Source organism: Pedobacter panaciterrae, assembly GCF_013204795.1.
Lineage (GTDB): Bacteria > Bacteroidota > Bacteroidia > Sphingobacteriales > Sphingobacteriaceae > Pedobacter > Pedobacter panaciterrae.
Genome location: NZ_JABMKW010000016.1, coordinates 639,412 through 657,842 on the forward strand (window position 1 = coordinate 639,412; position 18,431 = coordinate 657,842).

Sequence of the window (18,431 nt, forward strand, 5' to 3'; positions counted from 1 at the left end):
TGACTAATCTCAAAACACACAAATCACATGAAAAAGCTATTATTTTTAATCCTATGTACCACCACGCTAGGCTTGGTGTCGTGCAAAAAAGACACCATTATAAATGAAACGCCGAACAGGACTTTCATTTATACGATCCAGCCAAATGATTGGAAGTTGAGTAGTGACGGGTTCAACTATACTGCGACCTTAAATGTGGATGAGATTGACAATATTACACTGGACGATGAAGGCGTTTTAGTATACTTAACCCACCCTATAAACTCGAAAGGGTATATACAAGTTCCTTTTACATATGACGTAAATGCTTATAGTTATGAACTTTATAATGGAGGTATTAGAATAGATATACAGAGCTCAGATGATCAGAACACTAATCCCATTAAACCAACGTCAGCAATGACTGCAAAAATTGTTGTTATCCCTTCTAATTTCCAACCGTAAACACAGTCGGAATAGCTTCAGGATAAAGATTAAAAATCAATTATATTCTAAAAACCAGCACTTGATAAGCGCTGGTTTTTTCGTATCAAAAAAGTTACCATTCACATATACTAGCGCCTTAATTAAGTTCAAACTATATTATCTATATTAGAGATAACAACCAAATAATAAACGACTTCTAGAACTTTAGAAGATATTTAATGGCCTAAATCATCCCGATATGCCTAAATATTACTTTAAAAGACTTGAGTACCTGAACGCGCTCATACCAAACAGAATCATTGGTCCATTTAGGGGATCAACTGAAAATTCTAATGCCATTAGGCGACACCCGCCTACGCCCCAAGAAATTTTAAGAACTCATCCCATGCCGTAATATTTTAACGACTCTCACCGTCATGGAATTCATTTAATCTAGCCATCCCCTATTAAAATGAACACAAACGTTAACGCTTCCACCACTACAAGTAAGATTGCGATGCTAAAAGGTTTTATTGACAATAATAAAACCCTGACAACAATCTTATTCTTAATTTCTATAAGCTTATTGCTTTATTTCCCTGTGCTTTCGCATAAATTCCAAATGCGTTGGGATGATCAATGGGTAGTGGTTAATGCCTACACAGAAGATGGCTTAACACGAAGCAATTTATGGGCAATACTGACCGAGTTTTACAATGGTCAATACGCTCCGGCAAATCAGCTGTCTTACACATTACTTTATTCTGCATTTGGATATAATCCCTTCTGGTTCCATCTCCTAGGAGTTATTATACATATAAGTAATGTAATTCTGGTTTATCTTTTTATCAAAAAGCTTCTAAACCTTTCCAAAGGCTTTAAAACAGAATCTGTAACCCGGATCGCATTTCTTACGGCCATAATCATGGCAGTACATCCATTTCTTGTGGAATCTGTCGCCTGGTTATCCGCCTCTAAAATTCTCATTTATAGTTTCTTCTATTTAATTGCTATTCACATTTACCTAAGCTACCTCCTTTCTAAAAAGATAGGCCATTATTTATTGGTCATTTTATTTTTCATTTTGTCATTTGCCGGAAAGGAACAGGCAGTTACTCTTCCGGTTTGTCTTTTATTAATAGATTATGCGGTAAAAAGAGATTTCAGAAGCAAATGGCTATGGTTTGAGAAGCTACCTTTATTTATTATTGCTTTCATTTTTGGATATATTACCTTACTTTCCCAAAGTGCAGACAAGGCCGGTTTGCTCTCCGAGGCGCCACGCTACCCATTTTACCAGAACATCATATTTGCCAGCTATTCTGTTACCGAATACCTTGTAAAATGTCTAATCCCCGTTAAATTAAGCTACTTATATGTGTTTCCAAATGCCATAGGCAGAGAAGTTCCCATGCGTTTCTGGATGTACCCGGCAATGCTATTAATTATATGTGTTTCGTTTTGGGGCTTCTGGAAAAAGCATTGGGTCTTTTTTGGAATCAGTTTTTTCATTGTCCATCTCGGGGTTTGTCTGCATGTCATCCCGATTTCCAGATTCGCGATAGTTGCCGACAGGTACGTATACATAGCCTCAATAGGGATCTTTTTCCTTATGGCCTACTTCGTGGATAAGGCCCTAAGCAATTTAAAATACAAAAACTTAACAATTATGCTCACTTTCTTGTATGTACTCTCCATAGGCATTTATGCCCATCAACATAGTAAGATCTGGCATGACAGTGACAAGCTAAAACAAGAGCTGAAAGAGTTGCTTAAAAAAAGAAATGACTTCCAGAAACACAAGGCTAACAAATGAAACTAACTTTTATTAACATAGATTTCGTCATCCTTATTCCACCTTTAATCAGGGTCGAATTATTTCTGTTGCAACATTGGTGACCCCGTTGCGGGGTCTTATAAATGCAATCGAATCATTAAAAATTAACCTAATTATAATTTGTTAAAATTAAAAAACATGAAAAAAACACTTAAAATAGTAGGAGTTCTGGCTGTTGTGATCACATTGGTTTGTAATCTCCAATATGCATTCTTTGATTATGACGTAACAAACAACTCAGGAGCAGCGAATGCTGCATGGACCGATGCGAACGGTACTATGTATTGCGGAACCACAGGCAATACAAGTTACAGAACGGGTACATGGGTTTGGCAAAATGACAATTACTACAAAGTTGTTGAAGGCTGGTATGGTTACGACTATGGTTATTATGAATTTTTCCCAAACAATTCGGGAACTCAATGCGGTATAGGATACAATCCTTACAGACCTCATAATAACTATCATGATGTTACCAATATCGTACCTAGCTGGCCTGAATACTAAATTTAAAATCCGCCACCTTAAACAGGTGGCGGATTATTCAATATTTACTCAAAATCAAATATCTCATCAATGAAGTACTATCTACTTTTCCCTTTATTAATTCTACTTATTTCATGCTCACAGGAGAAAAAGAAAGAGAAATTCGATTTCCCTGTAACGAAGATTAAGATCAACCCTGCAGAGAACAAAAAAGCCTTCATTGAGGATATTGCTGATAGTGTTTATTATGTAACCCTAGAAGCCGAAAAGGACTTTTCTATTAAACATATTTCAAACTTTTTTGTAACAGATAGTCTTATCATTATCGCCGACCGATCGCAAAGTACTATTTTTCTTTTCGATCAAAATGGTAAGCCTAAAATCAAGATAAATCACCTGGGTGATAAACCTGACGAATATGCGAATTTAACAGACATATTTTATGATGAATACAGCCATCGGATAGAACTTTTAGATCTGAGCTTAAACAAAATTTTTAGGTATGATCTTGATGGAAAACCGGCAGGTGTTCTGGATATTGTAGGCTCCAGGTACTTCGGTTTAACATTTGCAAAAACCAAAGATGTCTATGTAAGTGAGATTCTTAACAATAATAAGGATTTAAGAAGGCTTAGGCTTTATAAGGAAGGAGATGGAATGCTTACCTACCATTCTCAGGAACTTTTCTTCCCTCGCCTAATTAAAGAGCTGGATCTGGGTTTTCCCCATCAGTTTGATATCTACAAGGATTCCGTTTACTATTACCCGCTACTTGACGATAAAATCTATACCGTTGGCATTGATCAGGTAAAACCCGTATATCAAATCGAGGTTCCCGAAGAAAATAAAATAGGATTCGATATTAATTCTGCTAAACCGGCAAAAGATCATTTTGACTACTGGAAAAAAATGGAATCAGCTAAAATAATGTACGACAATAACTCGCTTTTTGTTACCGATAAATGGGTCTCTTTCAGATATAATTTTGGCTCAAGAACTGATCCTAGAAATGCCTTTTTTTCGAAGAAGGCAGGTAAAACACTTCAATTTGTTGAATTAAATAGTAAAAAGGATCCCAACTTCCGTTCAGGTAATAAAATTGCAGGCAAACTTGGTGACTACTTTATAACAATGGTGCCTTTTGAAAATGCAACAAAATCTCAGACAAAATCAGGTGAAGATAAGGACATTGTCTTTAAACTGATGTATTTTAGATTGAAGGAGTTATAACATCAAAATGTATTACTGAATCGCACACTAAAGAACGGTAACCTTTCCAAGATATTGACTGTTACTTCTATTTTTCCGATCTTCTGATACAAAAGCCAGGTAAACATGAACCTCCCGGCCGGAAAAATTCTTTGTCAGTGTAAATTTCCCTTTCTTAAATAACCTCTTAGTGGCCGAAGTATCAAATTCAGCCACTCCATTTTCTATGTCGTACACTAAAAACATTGCCCTGTCATCATAAACATACCTGCCTCCATCCCAGCTAAAAGTTAAAGTATTAGTGCTTTCTGAAACTGCGCCTGCTGTTATAGCCGGATCAAGTTTACCAAAACTTACTAAAGCTAATGCGGGCTCAATCACAAAGCTTGGGTATTCACCCCTAACTGCATTTTTAGATATGTAAGACTTGGCCGCAACAAAACCTTCAAATTTAGGGGCATAATCCTTAAAGCCAACCCTTAAAAAATCGGTAAGCGGCTGCAACCAAAACTGAACATCTGCAAACTTCTTTCTACTTGCCAATTCGGCTGGGGATGGGGGTCTTTCTGTTCTTTTTTTGCCTACATCCCGCATTACATACTGGCCCCTCAGTTCGTAACCTACAACAATTCCAACTTTTCCGTTAAAAGGACCTAAAATTCCATTTCTATACGTTCCCCTGTCAATAGTTTTATTTTAGTTAAATATTAAATATACAAAACTTCAGTATAAAGTAAAGATTTACAAAGGATTACAAAAGAATCAAATAAGGAAACCTCCCTATCAACCCCCTATTTGATCCTTATTAGATCCGTATATTTTTTATATAATTTATTTTACTAAAATTGGATTGGGAATTAATCTGGTCAGTAAATCTGCTAGTCCCTCTTCTGCTGGTAGCTGATAATTTAAACTGCCAAAATAAGCGAATTCTTGTAGTTGCTCTTTAAAAAGAAGTAAACGGTCTGGTTCTTTTAAAACCTCCGGGGCATCAATAGCCAGTACAAACACTTCATCTCCTTGTTTGATTTCGGCATTAGTTATTGCAGAGCCATCTGTTTTGAGATATGTTATGCTTATGGGGGCAGTTAATAATGCTCCTTGCTGATTAGAATTGTATAATATAAGATTTTCATTTTGTGCCAGTACACTGATTGTTCCTCCTGTTAGCACATCGGCGATTGCAGCAAGCGAATAGTCAAAGGCCCCTTCTTGTTTATTTTGTATACTTTGCACCTTGCCATGTCCTACTAGACAAGCTTTCTTTTCATTTACAAAATGAGAACATGCAGAATCAATCTGAAGCCCTTTCATTAGGCAATCCATCAGTTCTCCACAAGCCATAGCATAACTTAATGAATTCTTGATACTATGATTTAATAATTGATCTATTCTTGATGGCCATAGGGCTAAACTTCCGGAATTTCCAAATAGTGCAGATCCGGTTACAGGGCGAAGCATACTATCCATGTCAGCTACCTGATCAATTTGGAGCAAAAGAAAATCTCCCTTGTCATTTGCTATTACGGCGGGTGAGGGCGGTAATTTACCAAATGTTGCAAGAGATAAAACAGGGACTGCACGACCGGCGCCATCAATATCCAAAACTGGTACGCCGTAACGTGCGGCTACCACAAACGGCACTATACTATTCTCCGGGCCGGTTTCGATTGGCACAACAAAAGTTAGGTTAGTTCCTATGGTGCGTTGCAATTGCAGTGACAACTCGTTAAAAGCTGTAGCAATTGCCTCATGTTGTTTCTCCTCCTGAGCGGCATTGGCTCCTATGTCGGCAATTATACAGCCCATGGCAGAGGAATCAAAAAGATGGTCTTGAGCACTCAATAGCTGTACTACTCCCGAAGGTGCTGTTTCCACAATATAACTGGCTAAAGCGTAAGCCGCAGCCTTGTTCCCTCCACCTCCGCTGCCTAATAATGCTGCTCCTTCAATCAGGTAATAAAGTTTCTCAATGCCTATTTCCATAAAATGAATTTTTAACAAATTATATATTTTTTTTTACTACATGTGATGCTTTTTTTACACATTTGAATAAAGCTAATCATGGATTTATTTGTAGACAACAATTGGTACCTGCATTTCCAGGAAATAAAGGACGACTTTCAAACAGGTGACATATTACTAGTTCATGGACGTTATGACTTCAGCTTTGTTATTGAGGCTGTTCAATGGTCTCCATTTTCTCACGTTGGAATGATTGTAAGAGCCGAAGACATTGGACTTGCAGGCAAAGCTCCTGATCTGCTCCTTTGGGAAGCAAATTCGCTAACTAATTTACCAGATGTCATTACCGGACAGGCAAAACCAGGACCTATGCTAGTTGATTTAGAACAGCGTCTTAGTGCAACTGCCAAAGACTTTGAAGATGTGAAATTTGCATTTAAACCGTTATACCTCCCAAAAGAAACAGCAATCGGAACTATTTTACAGCAGTTAATGCCAATTGTGAGTCAAGCTGGTTTTCCATCTGATGAAGAAATGGCTAATCGCTTTGTTGAAGGCCGTTATTACAATAAAACGGCCCCAACGGATGCTTTTTTCTGCAGCGAACTCCTGGCCCATACATTCATGGAAATGGGCTTACTCGGAACCAAATATCCAATGAATGCTTATGCACCTAAAGACTTTTCCGATGACGGAATAGTACGTTTACACAAACGTGCTTATTTTGGCAACGAACGTTTCTTTAACATGCAATTATAAATGTTCTATATAGCGCCCGACAGGTAATTTGAAGGATAATAGCCAAAACCAATTTTATTGTGATCATTCAAATTCTTCAACGTTGTTTTTGGATTAATAACTGCATAAATCGAGGTGTACCCATCCACCAGTAAGCTTTCTAAAAAAGATGTTTTTACTGTAAAAATACATTGTCCTGCTCCGCGGGCGGGCAAACCATTTATGGTTTGAATATCCCCAATCTGAGTACCGTTCTTATGCGGATCTTTATTATACAAAGCCAGCTCGATTTTTGTGGTAGGTTTTAACGTGTCATTATGTACAGTAACTAATATAGTTGTTGAATCATTATCACTTTGAACAAATTCAATATCACGGGTAAAGAGTTTATACCCATCCGTTATCCAGGGCAAATGAAAACATGGATTAGATTCATTATATTTTTGTGTAAACCATGTGCTGCCCTTAGGTATAAAAACGGCATAATCAACCTTTAAATAATTCCCTGTTTTACACCAGTATACATAAGGTTTAACCGTATAATACATAGTTTCATTTAAGCCTGCAGGAGTAATAGACATATCAATATTTGTTGATTCTGTAAAATTGATAGCGTAATTAGAAGACTCACTATTACTATAAGTGTTGTCATAATTGTGATTGATACCTAAACTGAATCCACACAAAAAATCTGAAGACACATTTGCGGATTGCTGATTACTGATGTGAGTTGATTGATTTACTGATTTTTGTTCTGATTGGTTATTCGAATTAGACCAATTCGCACTTATAGAAGTAGGTTGACTGTCCACAGAGATAACTGCATTACAAAAGCTACCTTTCATAGCATCATAATCTTTAGGGTCTGCAGAAGGATAAGATAGAATATTACCTATTAAATGTGCCGGCTTATATAATGATGACAGGTCTTTTCCTGATAATGTTTTAATATTGCCACTTGATTGGGGGAAAACAACTAATATATGGCCTTTATGTACCCCATCTTTATAAACCGGATATTCCCATGTATTGAATATATTTACATTCAGGAGTATAACATCCTCTTTATCTGAGCTTACATTAAGAGAGGTGGTTATATCAGCAATTTTATCTGTCGATTTACTAAAATCCTTGCCATGAGTTTTATTAATCGAACTGGTAAAGGAGAATAAACTTGATATTCCTAAAGAACTGCCAAGACTGTCAGATGTACTATAAGAACGGTGAGTACTAAGCCCCATTGAGGTTGAATTCCCTTTGGTATCGCTAAATGAAACTTGACCGACACAATTAAATTCTTCGGTGTTTTGAAACTCTGAGGGTATGGGTGGGAAATTAATGATAGCAATAATCGAATTTACATCTTCAATTGTACTTTGTTTCGGGCTCCCTACACATATATTGGTTCCATTAAAATCGCCATGTGTGAGTTTAATTTTTAAATTTCCTAAATTTTTATTGCTGTCGTAAGCAATATTACCAGAAAACAATCCGGGTATTGCTGCTGGTTTTTCTTTATATCTGATGGCAAAATTAAGTTCCGGATCTACTTTTATTACACCCAAACTTACCCTTGCATAACCATTTTGTGGCATTAAAGATTTTTCGGCCCCCAATGCGGCAATAACAATACCTGCACCAATGTAATTATTATCGAGTCCCGGTGAACAATGATTTTCTAAATCTGCAATTGCCAACTCAAAATCAAAAGAAATAAAGTTGAATGAATTATCACCATACATTCGGCCTGTTGAAGCAGGACTTAACTTTAACGTATTCTCGAACCTATATACTTGCAAAACAAGATGCCCCTCTATCAATTCATTAGCAACCCTCCCAACTACCAGTTCTTCTACACCATCATCATTTATATCGCCTACTGCTGTTCTGATAAGGCCACCTTTTACTGCCAAATCTTTAGCTGCATCTACCATTTTTAAATCAAATTGGTTATTAGTTTTTTCAGTATTTGATTTATGACATTCCCACATCTGCAGCTGGGCTTTATCTGTTTCTTTTATTGCCCAACTCAAAGCCAACCCATCTCTAACAGTATTAGCAAGAAAAGCTCCTGATTTAACATTTAGTGTATAAGGAGAATAACCTTCATCTGTGGCTCCCACTATTGCTGAGCTTATAAGCTTACTCTTCTGATTAGCAATACAATATACGCTTACAAAAAGATTATTACCGTTACTGTCTTTTTTACCTTCATAAAAAATTGCTATTTCGTTATTTCTTTGCCCGGTAAAAGCACCAATCGCAATATCTGCTTTTTTACTTTCACTGGTCTCCGGTCCTTCAAATAAGAATGGCTCTCTTTTCGTATCATCAGCAATATTGTCGCAGGTCCATATTTTTACCTTGCTACTTTTATCAACCCATGCTATTATAGGTTTTTTTATTTCGCCTTCATCTGTATAACTACCCCATATAGTAGTCTGATCTCCTATTTCAGCTTCAATTATAAATCTGGACAACACGGCGTAGTTCGAAGTTTTCGCTCCTTCCTCATATTTTATGACTTCCAACCACAACTCATTCTTATCATTTAAATACGCTACTATAATTTCATCCTTTTTATTACCATCAATATCGGCACTAATTGTAACCATTTGCTTAAAATTACTTACTCCCTCAATTGATAATGAAGTTTCATCAGAGATGGCCACTCCTGATCCGTTAGTTTTATCTGTATAAGGCTGTGCAGTAAACGACATCAGTTCCAGGTTGTTATTTACTCCCTGGAATGATGCCATTATGCTGTCTAATTTCACCACGGTATAATTGCCATTTAAAGGATCTGAAATTTGGTCCGACCCACTGTTGGCTATTTTTCCTGGCGGGCGATCAATATACCTGTGTTTACTTATTAAGCCTGGTTTGTGTCTGAGCACAAAGTTATTTACTTTTTCCATTTCGATTGAAATTAGAGGGACTATACCCACGATATGTTTATCGTTTCCGGCCCCTGGTTAATTATATGTACACTGGTGGTTCCATGTGGAATTGGCTGCCCCCCATTTCCAAAAATTTTATGGTTATTGGTTATCTGAAAGGTAACACTGCCGCCGCCACCGCCTGGTTTCATGAAAGAGACATGTACTTGAGTGCTTCTATTTTCCGTATGTGTTCCAGGAGCTACGGTTATTGTATGAGGTCCGTCAATCGTATGATTGTTATGAGCTGATAATGTTATTAGTGGCATAATTTTAAGGTTTAATTTTATTTAATATTATTGTTAACTCTATTTATAAAACTTTGAAATACCTGCGATGATTGATTATCATCTACCAAAGCTGTACCTACATTAATTGCTTCCTGATCGTCCTTACAAAAAGCCCTTATTTGTACTAGTTTCAGTTCGTATATCTGATATTTGCCATCATCTCCATCTTCGATATTATCACTAATTGAATGTGAATCATGGTCTATTAGTTTCCACTTATCCATGCCCGAATGCCAGAATATATAATATGGTAAAGACGATGGATGAATATCTGAGTTAGACCAACCGAGTTGAAAGTTGAGATAAAACATACCGGTATCATTGCTGCCGGAGGCAGTAACTTTACACGATAACGAGGTACTATCCAGATTATACCATACCTCTGCCTTATCATCTCCTGGCTCCTTGCCAAATCCCTGATTAAATTCAAAGTAAAACTGCTGAGCAGATTTTGCATTTACATTATCAGGAGGCCCCCAGGCATTCATTTGGTAACCAGGTCCTCCCTGAGTTTTTCTAACATTCATTGGAGTGCCATTGTAAATTCTTAGCATTGCACCTTATCCCATAATTTTAAAGATTAAATTGTTAATTAATCAAGCTTCTGTTTAACAGCTCTCATGCTATTTCAAAAGCTCATTTGCTGTATATCAAAGTTGTGGAGAAGATGAAAAAATGGCTATCAGATAACGGACAATGACTCGAATATATCAGACAATTTTTACATGCGGAGCCCTCACGGCCTTAATATTCGGACATTTTCTCTCAAAAAACGGACAGGCAGTAAAACTTAATAATTTATCGCGCGCGTTTGTTTAATAAATTCTGAAGGTGTAATCCGGTATTGCTCTTTAAAACACTGGCCAAAATATGACACGCTTTCAAAGCCCGACATGTAGGCTGCTTCGGAAACAGAGAAACCTGTAGTTAGAAAAGCAGCAGCTTTTTTTAAACGATAATTCCGAATCAATTCGCTGGAAGCCATTTTTGTGAGGCTATTTAATTTGCGATTTAATGTTCTTGAACTCATGGCTAATTTATCGGCCAGATCGGAAATGGAAAAATCAGGATGATCCAGAAATTGATCCAGGATGTCATACAGCTTAATCAAAAAAGGATGGGTAGCCTCATCTGCCTTAAAATCATTCGTAGCGAATACATGTTTATGGTAGTATTCCTGAAGTGTGCGCTGATATTTGATCTGATTGTCGACCCTAAATTTCAGTTCGGACAGCAGGAAAGGTTTGGTTAAATAATCATTGGCTCCCATGTCCAGACCTTTCAACCTGCTATCTATAGTTGATTTTGCCGAAAGTAAGATAATTCCGATATGACTTGTCAATGCGGAATTACGTATTAGCCCTGCTATTTCATAACCATCTTTTCCCGGTAACATAATATCTGATATCACTATATCCGGCAAATCCTGCTGAATGATGTTCCAGGCCTGTTCACCATTATTACAGGTATTTACCTCATAATACTCCCTAAAAAAATTTGCAATATATTCTGCAAGGCCAGAATGATCATCGATAACCAATATTGCGGGAAGGTTAGTTGACAGGTCATCTTCAGAAGTTGTTGGTAAAGTATCTGCTTCTGTATTACCTGATACGTTTGACAACTCTACCTCTTCAATCAATTGAACCGGAAGTGTAACTGTAAATGAAGAACCAATTGTCTGTTTACTTTCGACTTCAATCGTACCGTTGAGTAAGGTAACCAACTCTTTAGTATAGGCTAATCCAAGTCCGGTTCCATTTGGATTGAGGAAGGAAGTACCTGATGCTTGATAAAAAGGTTTAAATAAATCAACTAATGTTTCATCAGACATACCTATGCCGTTATCTGACAGATTCAATTGAAAGTAGTTCTTATGATCAAATTGCTTAAAACTTATTTTTAACGTTACAATGCCCCCCTCCTGAGTAAATTTAATTGCATTTGACAAAAGGTTATTCAGTATTTTCTCGAGCTTATCTCCATCAAACAAGCAATAACTGTCCGGTATATCCTCTTCAATAAATTTCAGCGTGATATGTTTACCGTCGGCAAGTGGCTGAAATGAAAATAATATCTCATGGCTAAACTCTTTGATATTACCTACCATTTCCGTTTTGGTCAGTTTACCGGCCTGAGATTTTGATAGATCCATCATTTGGTTAATAAGCCTAAGTAAATGGCTTGCATTTCTGTAAACAGTGTTCAATAAATTCTTCTCTTTGCCATTGGTACTAAGTCTGAGGAGATATTCAGTAGGAGCGGTTATAAGTGATAATGGGGTCTTAAATTCATGGGTAATGTTGGAAAAAAACTTTGACTTTAAGGATTCAATTTCAATCCGTTCCTCTGCTTCACGACGACCAAGTACCATTTGTTCATAAGCGATATTGGATTTAGCAAGTTCTGTCGCCAAGCGCTCTGAGTGGGTAAGTGCCCCTGTAAAACGAAGTGCAAGAACGATTGCCTGGAGTAAAAGCAAAACCAAAAAAGCAAATGGTAGCAGGAAGCCGGTATTAATGAGCTTAGCCTCATATAAAGAATCATTAATCAGGCCGATAAAACAGGCTAAAATGCCAATTAATAGCAGGGTATTATTCAGAGGATGATCTCGTAGGTGTTTGGTAAGAAAGTAAACTGTAAAGCAACCCATCCACGCCGCCATGATAATCACAACGATTAACAGATTGCCATATACTTGGTTTGGGCTAAGCCATACCAAACAGGTATATGCAAATCCAATAATCAGGAATATGCGTTTCATAAAGAGTGGGAAGCGTACAAGTTCTGTAGAGTTTAAAAAGTAAACAAAGCCCAGTAAACAGACCGGAAAAAGAGTATACAAAATCTTGAGCCCGAGTGAATAGCTAAATCCTGGTAAAAAATAAAACAGGAGTGGTGTCATCGAAAAGCAGGCTCTCAATGCTAGTGCCAGGCATAATATGGCAAAAAAAAGTGCAGCCTTTTCTTTTCGGCGCATTGCAAATATAGCAAGATGGTAAATCCCCATAATAAGTAAACTTCCCACCAAAAATGCATCTGCAATAAAAGATTTATCACTGATCTCTGTTATCTTCTCTGGGCTGCCGATAGTTATTGACGACCACATTCCGCCAGATGAAAAATGGTAATTGGATAACTGAAGCAGCAAAAAGGCTTTATCTGATTTTGCAGTAAAATACACAAGTTTTGAAACGCTTTTGGGAATCATATTGGAACTGGTGTCCACTTCCCCCATCGTTGCTACAAGTTTTCCATCTACAAACAGCTTATATGCTGAGGGTAATGGGGGTAGCAAAAGTGCCCAGTTTTCACCAGCTTTTGGTAGCAATATGGTAAGGCCATAAGTTGCGTAACCAAAACTCTTGTTAAAAAAATTTGCATCGGAATTAAATGGTGTCCAATTTCCCGGAACTGTTGTGTATTTTTCTGCAGTTTTCAATTCCGCCTCACTCGCAAGCTTCTTCCAGGCAAAAAGCCACTCACCTGATAATTTTATCGGAGGATCCTTTTCCGGACGGTAGGATTTTAAATTAACAACGCCGTTTACACATAATGGTGAAGTTTGAGCACTTACTGAGTTTATAAGAAGAATAAAAGCAAGAAACAATAGGCCGCTAATTAACTTCATATAAAAATTTATAAGTTATTATCTAAACTTCATAAAATTAGAAAAATTAACAACAAGGAAAGAAACAAAATTATAGGGTTCTAGATGCCGAATTCTAAAAAATGACCAATGTTCGCTTGAACATGGTCATTTTTTTTATGTTCTCCCCTATTCAATTGAATTGCTCGTATTTTAACTCCGTTTCTCTCCAAAAGCAGCTCTTCATAGAAACCTTTATAATAAACATCCTTCACCTCAAAGCGCCTGCTGTTCCATGAGCTTTTTAGCTCAACCCATTCCGGATAAAAAACTACGTGTTCTTTTGTTGCATCAATCCCAAGTTTCAAGGCATCATCTGCATTTAAAACTACGGCATTACCCAATATTTGGGCAGTATATATGTGATCCGGATGATGATAAATGTGTGACGGTTTTCCTGTTTGTAAAAGCTGACCATCTTTCAGAATCAATAGTTCATCTGACAAAAACAATCCATCTGCAGGGTCATGAGAAACCATGATAACGGTAACTCCCGTATCAGCAGCAATTCGTTTGATATCAGCACGCAACTGGTTTTTCAATAATGCGTCTACCTGACTGAATGGTTCATCCAGCAATAAAACTGAGGTATCGCTTACCAATGCTTTCGCTATTGCAACACGTTGCTGTTCTCCCCCACTCAGTTCAGTAATTTTCTTTTCTTTAAGATGCATGATGTGCAAATGCGCCATCATGGCCATCGTTTTATCGTGCTTGGATTGCACGTTTGTGTTCGACAGCATGGAAGCAATATTATCATACACCTTGGCGTAGATATTAAGGGAGAAATCCTGGGTAACCATTTTCATTTGCTTGTGACCTGGTATCAGTTGCTCATCGGGGCCGAGAATTCTTTTCCCTTCAAAAAGCACTTCACCACTATCTACCTTTAGTAAGCCATAGATACATTTCAGCAATGTCGATTTCCCGCTACCGCTTTCTCCAATAATGGCTACAATATTTCCCTTTTTAATATCAAAGCTAATATTTTTAACTCCAGAAGCCTGTTCAGTCTGATATTGCTTGGTCAGGTTTTTTACGCTAATGATCTGTTCTTCCACAATTCAAAGATAATATAAAAGTGTTGGTCAGTAAACAAAAAAATCCCGCAGTATATACCGCGGGATTGGTTTTATTTGTGTGTGTTGTGTGTTTTAATTTAAGCCAAGCGTAACGCCGAATGCCATATTTTTTAATCCCTTTTGAGCTGCGCTTGCAAACATGTCACTAGCAGAGTATTTAGCAAATACACCGAAAGCGCCATAACCTAACCTAACTGTACCGCCATAACGGAAGGATTGAAAGTTGTAATCATCACTAACTTTTACTTTTCCTCTTTCGTTACTGATTTGTTTTACTTTTCCATTTAAAAGGAACCCGACTTCTGGCCCGAATACAAAGTAAAATCGGTTGCCATGATCGTTTTCTTTAGTGCGTAATTCAAAATTGAAAGGAATGTGTACATAGCTGCTAGAGAAACGATTTTTAGAGAAATGAATATCTTCCTGAACATAAGTAAGCTCACTTGCATTTTTCTGCATGGTGATATCTTTGTTCAACCTGATGTGCGTCCAGTCGAAACCACCTGCCAGATAGATCTTAAAGTTTGAATTGAAACGATAGCCAAACTGGATGATATCGAAAGAGAATGTGCTTGTTTTACCACCTCTGTAATCCAGGAAGTCATTTTCAGGAGATAAGGTAAAGCTTCCATTATCTATTAATCTTGAAAACCCAAGGTCCACTCTGGTTATGGTTATTCCGCCAATAAAGCGGCCCTTAGACATATTGGTTTTCCCAGTAGAGTCCTTTTTGCCGATGGTGATACCAACGCCAAGGTCCATATCGAACTTTTTCATTTTACGTTCTTTGGTTACGGTAGTATCTTGTTGTGCACTGGCAGTTTGAGCTATAGCACCGGTAAGTCCGCTTACGATAAGTGCTGTTAATAATAGACGTTTCATTGTATGTATTGGTTTGTGTGTTTCCTAATTCTATTTATCTGACTTTTTATTAAACTTTATGAAACCTATGTTAATGGACACTAAAGATGAATTATCGTCATTGGTATCAAACTGTATAAATTTCTTTTCTCTCTTATCTACTTTGTTAACTACAAAATTCACCAGATCTCCTACATTCCTAATCCCCTTATTCTCTTGATGTTCAGGCTCAAGAGCAGCGTCTGTATATTCTGAAGGGTCTGCTTTTGCGATCATCACTTCTTCTTTGGGAGCTTCTTCTTTTGGTTCAACTTTAGCTAACGTGCTAACAACTTCCGGTTGCTTAATAACAGGACGATCGCTTGTTGCTTTTGGTTGCAAAGCGGCCAATTCTTTTTCTCTGTTGCTTAATTTTATGCGTGGTGCAATAATTAGCGGGGTACTTTCAACCTTGTCTGCAACCGCTGAGCTTACATGTACCGGAGTTTTAACAACAGTAACTGCCGGAACCGGAGAAACATCGTTGCTTGCCACCTCGGGTGCCTGCAACCTGATCTTTTCTGTTTTTTGCATCGGCATCAATAAACCTATAGTTACCGCAATTACAGCAACTGCTGCTGCCATCCAGTAAACCGGTAAACTACGTTTAGGTTTGGGCGACAGTTGCTCCGAAATACCGTTCCACAGGTCTGCTGAAGGTTGTATTTCCGCCTCCTCAAACTTATCTCTCAACAACTGATCAAACGCTTTATCCTGCATGTGTTGCATAATTTATGCCCTCCATTTTTATAATTTCTTCTTTTAATATCGCCCTTGCTCTAGACAATTGCGATTTGCTTGCTCCTTCAGAAATGCCCAATGTTTCAGCAATTTCTTTATGAGAATATCCTTCTATAATGTACATGTTAAACACCACTCTATAGCCATCGGCTAACTTTTGAATCACTTTTAATAAATCCTGCATTCCCAATCTGCTAAAATCAAAGCCTGTTGATGGCTGATCATAAGCATCCTCAATTGGAACAACATTCATAGTCCTTAAATTTTTACGGTAACTTTCAATTGCTGTATTTACCATAACTTTTCTAATCCATCCTTCAAAAGCCCCATCTCCCCTGTATTCATTTATTTTCTGAAAAATTTTAATATAACCCATTTGCAATACGTCTTCTGCCTCCATCTTATCTTTTGCATAACGCATACAAACTACAAGCATCTTGGGCGCAGTTTGCCTGTACAGGGCCTCCTGCATCTTCCGGTTGCCTGCTTTGCATCCTTCTAATAATTCATTTATACTATATTGCGTCAATTTCATTTGTGTGTTTGGTATATAGTAGATGAAGCAACTATAGAAAAGGTTGCACGCGGTAATAAAAAAAATTAAAGGGGGTTAGCAATCGTGCTTTTTGCGGTAATGTTTGTACCATTTTACGGCAAGCATAATTACTACGGAAAATATGACGAGCCCAACGAGGCCATAAATCCAGTTCACGGCGCTTTTTAGCACGACTGTGAACACAATAGCTACAAGTAGGATTGTTGCTACCTCGTTCCACAACCTAAGGTTAAACGAGCTTATTTTGCATGTGCCTTGTTTCAGCTGCTTCATTATATTCTGGCAAATAAAATGATAAACCAGCAGGGCTGCTACAAAGCCAAGTTTTACATGAAACCAGGGCGTTTGCAATAAACCGGGGTGTATGCAAACCATTCCTGCACCTGCAAGTACAGTGAGTACCATTGCAGGTGTAGTAATGATATTCCAAAGCTTGGCTTCTATCCTTTCGTATTCCTTTTGCAGGATATTACGCTCGATTTCGGGCCTGTCTTCGGCTTCAGTATGATAAATAAACAGACGAACACTATAAAACAATCCTGCCATCCAGCTTACAACAAAGATGATGTGAACAGACAGAATGTAATAATAGTACTTCTCCATTTTTAGATTAGTATTTAAAGTCTTTGATTACTTCAATCGCATATTTTACGTTGTCGAACGGAATATCAGGCATAATACCGTGGCCAAGATTAAAGATAAATCCATTCTCTCCACGCATACGCTCAAACAAGCGAAGAATCTCTCTCTTAATAATGGGTTTATCTGCATATAGTATATGCGGATCCAGGTTACCCTGAACTGCAATACCAGCTGGCAAACTTTTTTTGATATTTAACAAATCCGCGTTCCAGTCTACCGAAACTACATCTGGTTTGGCCTCAGCCATAATAGGCGCAAATACAGAACTTCCTTTACAAAATGAAATTACGGGAATGTCTTTTCTGTTTAAGTTCGCAATGATCTCCTGAATATAACGATGAGAGAATTCATGGTAATCGTTCCAGGACAACGCCTGTGCCCAGCTATCAAAAATCTGGATGGCATTCACACCTGCAGCAATTTGAAGGTTCAAATAATCGGCAGTAACTTTTGCTATTTTAGCCAATAGTTTGTGTGCAACCTCTGGTTGATTGTGAATCAATAGCTTGGTTGTTTTAAAATCTTTTGATGAACCACCCTCAACAAGGTAGCTCATAACAGTAAAAGGAGCACCGGCAAAACCAATTAAAGGAATGCTTCCGTTTAAACGTTGTTGTATAACTTTAATAGCATCTGCTACGTATTGCAAACGGTCTAAAACATCAACCTCAAGTGCATCTACATCTTTTAATGTACGTACTGGGTTGGCAAACTTTGGTCCAACACCCTGGGTAAAGCTTAAATCTCCGCCCATTGCCTCGCCTGTTACCAAAATATCCGAGAATAAAATAGCAGCATCGATACCCAGTAAATTAACCGGTAACATAGTTACATCAGCAGCAATTTCAGGTGTTTTGCACATTTCAAGGAAGGAGTACTTATTTTTGATCTCCCAGTATTCAGGCATAAAACGGCCAGCCTGACGCATCATCCAAACTGGTGGGCGTTCTGTTTGCTTTGAAAATGCTGCATCTAAAAATAACGTGTTCATG

General features: G+C 37.6%; 17 protein-coding genes. 5 read left to right on the forward strand and 12 right to left on the reverse strand.

The genetic code is table 11. The annotated features are described in order from the left end of the window. Positions 1–27 precede the first annotated feature (27 nt). The 4 genes from HQN86_RS10645 to HQN86_RS10660 all read left to right on the forward strand — a co-directional run bounded on the left by HQN86_RS10645 (position 28) and on the right by HQN86_RS10660 (position 3,958). Positions 28–444 (forward strand): hypothetical protein, encoded by a 417-nt coding sequence (locus HQN86_RS10645; RefSeq protein ID WP_172660956.1) that lies wholly within the window; start codon positions 28–30, stop codon positions 442–444. A 433-nt stretch (positions 445–877) separates the two neighbouring features. Continuing rightward, positions 878–2,221 (forward strand): hypothetical protein, encoded by a 1,344-nt coding sequence (locus tag HQN86_RS10650; RefSeq protein WP_172660957.1) that lies wholly within the window; start codon positions 878–880, stop codon positions 2,219–2,221. A 159-nt stretch (positions 2,222–2,380) separates the two neighbouring features. Beyond that, positions 2,381–2,749 (forward strand): hypothetical protein, encoded by a 369-nt coding sequence (locus HQN86_RS10655; protein WP_172660958.1) that lies wholly within the window; start codon positions 2,381–2,383, stop codon positions 2,747–2,749. Between the two features lie 69 nt (positions 2,750–2,818). Continuing rightward, the gene (locus tag HQN86_RS10660; RefSeq protein ID WP_172660959.1) at positions 2,819–3,958 is read left to right on the forward strand and encodes a 6-bladed beta-propeller; all 1,140 of its coding nucleotides are present in this window, start codon (positions 2,819–2,821) and stop codon (positions 3,956–3,958) included. A 27-nt stretch (positions 3,959–3,985) separates the two neighbouring features. Here the strand turns inward: HQN86_RS10660 and HQN86_RS10665 are convergent, their stop codons facing one another. Both HQN86_RS10665 and HQN86_RS10670 read right to left on the reverse strand, forming a co-directional pair. Beyond that, positions 3,986–4,624, reverse strand: a complete 639-nt coding sequence (locus tag HQN86_RS10665; RefSeq protein ID WP_317171695.1) for a DUF6266 family protein — start codon at positions 4,622–4,624, stop codon at positions 3,986–3,988. Between the two features lie 144 nt (positions 4,625–4,768). Further along, a complete protein-coding gene (locus HQN86_RS10670) occupies positions 4,769–5,923 on the reverse strand; it encodes an S-methyl thiohydantoin desulfurase domain-containing protein (protein WP_172660961.1) in 1,155 nt (384 codons plus the stop codon). 78 nt (positions 5,924–6,001) lie between these two features. Between HQN86_RS10670 and HQN86_RS10675 the strand changes: the two genes are divergently transcribed. After that, positions 6,002–6,661, forward strand: coding sequence for a hypothetical protein (locus HQN86_RS10675; RefSeq protein ID WP_172660962.1), 660 nt, complete (start codon positions 6,002–6,004; stop codon positions 6,659–6,661). A 5-nt stretch (positions 6,662–6,666) separates the two neighbouring features. Here the strand turns inward: HQN86_RS10675 and HQN86_RS10680 are convergent, their stop codons facing one another. From HQN86_RS10680 to hemE, 10 genes are all read right to left on the reverse strand, one after another. Continuing rightward, a complete protein-coding gene (locus HQN86_RS10680) occupies positions 6,667–9,558 on the reverse strand; it encodes a hypothetical protein (RefSeq protein ID WP_172660963.1) in 2,892 nt (963 codons plus the stop codon). A gap of 20 nt (positions 9,559–9,578) precedes the next feature. After that, complete coding sequence (locus HQN86_RS10685; RefSeq protein ID WP_172660964.1) at positions 9,579–9,848, reverse strand: hypothetical protein; 270 nt, start codon at positions 9,846–9,848, stop codon at positions 9,579–9,581. Between the two features lie 17 nt (positions 9,849–9,865). Continuing rightward, positions 9,866–10,396: a hypothetical protein gene (locus HQN86_RS10690; protein WP_172660965.1), complete on the reverse strand. Its 531-nt coding sequence runs from the start codon at positions 10,394–10,396 to the stop codon at positions 9,866–9,868. 263 nt (positions 10,397–10,659) lie between these two features. Next, a complete protein-coding gene (locus HQN86_RS10695) occupies positions 10,660–13,500 on the reverse strand; it encodes a response regulator (RefSeq protein ID WP_172660966.1) in 2,841 nt (946 codons plus the stop codon). An 80-nt stretch (positions 13,501–13,580) separates the two neighbouring features. Next, the gene (locus tag HQN86_RS10700) at positions 13,581–14,579 is read right to left on the reverse strand and encodes an ABC transporter ATP-binding protein (protein WP_172660967.1); all 999 of its coding nucleotides are present in this window, start codon (positions 14,577–14,579) and stop codon (positions 13,581–13,583) included. 93 nt (positions 14,580–14,672) lie between these two features. Then, positions 14,673–15,482, reverse strand: a complete 810-nt coding sequence (locus HQN86_RS10705; protein WP_172660968.1) for an outer membrane beta-barrel protein — start codon at positions 15,480–15,482, stop codon at positions 14,673–14,675. A gap of 30 nt (positions 15,483–15,512) precedes the next feature. Continuing rightward, positions 15,513–16,220 (reverse strand): hypothetical protein, encoded by a 708-nt coding sequence (locus HQN86_RS10710; protein WP_172660969.1) that lies wholly within the window; start codon positions 16,218–16,220, stop codon positions 15,513–15,515. Then, the gene (locus tag HQN86_RS10715) at positions 16,210–16,776 is read right to left on the reverse strand and encodes an RNA polymerase sigma factor (RefSeq protein ID WP_048903905.1); all 567 of its coding nucleotides are present in this window, start codon (positions 16,774–16,776) and stop codon (positions 16,210–16,212) included. The genes HQN86_RS10710 and HQN86_RS10715 overlap by 11 nt, the downstream gene beginning before the upstream one ends. A gap of 75 nt (positions 16,777–16,851) precedes the next feature. After that, positions 16,852–17,400, reverse strand: a complete 549-nt coding sequence (gene hemJ, locus HQN86_RS10720) for a protoporphyrinogen oxidase HemJ (protein ID WP_172660970.1) — start codon at positions 17,398–17,400, stop codon at positions 16,852–16,854. Positions 17,401–17,407: 7 nt separating this feature from the next. Continuing rightward, on the reverse strand, positions 17,408–18,430 hold the full coding sequence (gene hemE / locus HQN86_RS10725) for a uroporphyrinogen decarboxylase (protein ID WP_172660971.1): 1,023 nt from the start codon (positions 18,428–18,430) through the stop codon (positions 17,408–17,410). Position 18,431: the final 1 nt, after the last annotated feature.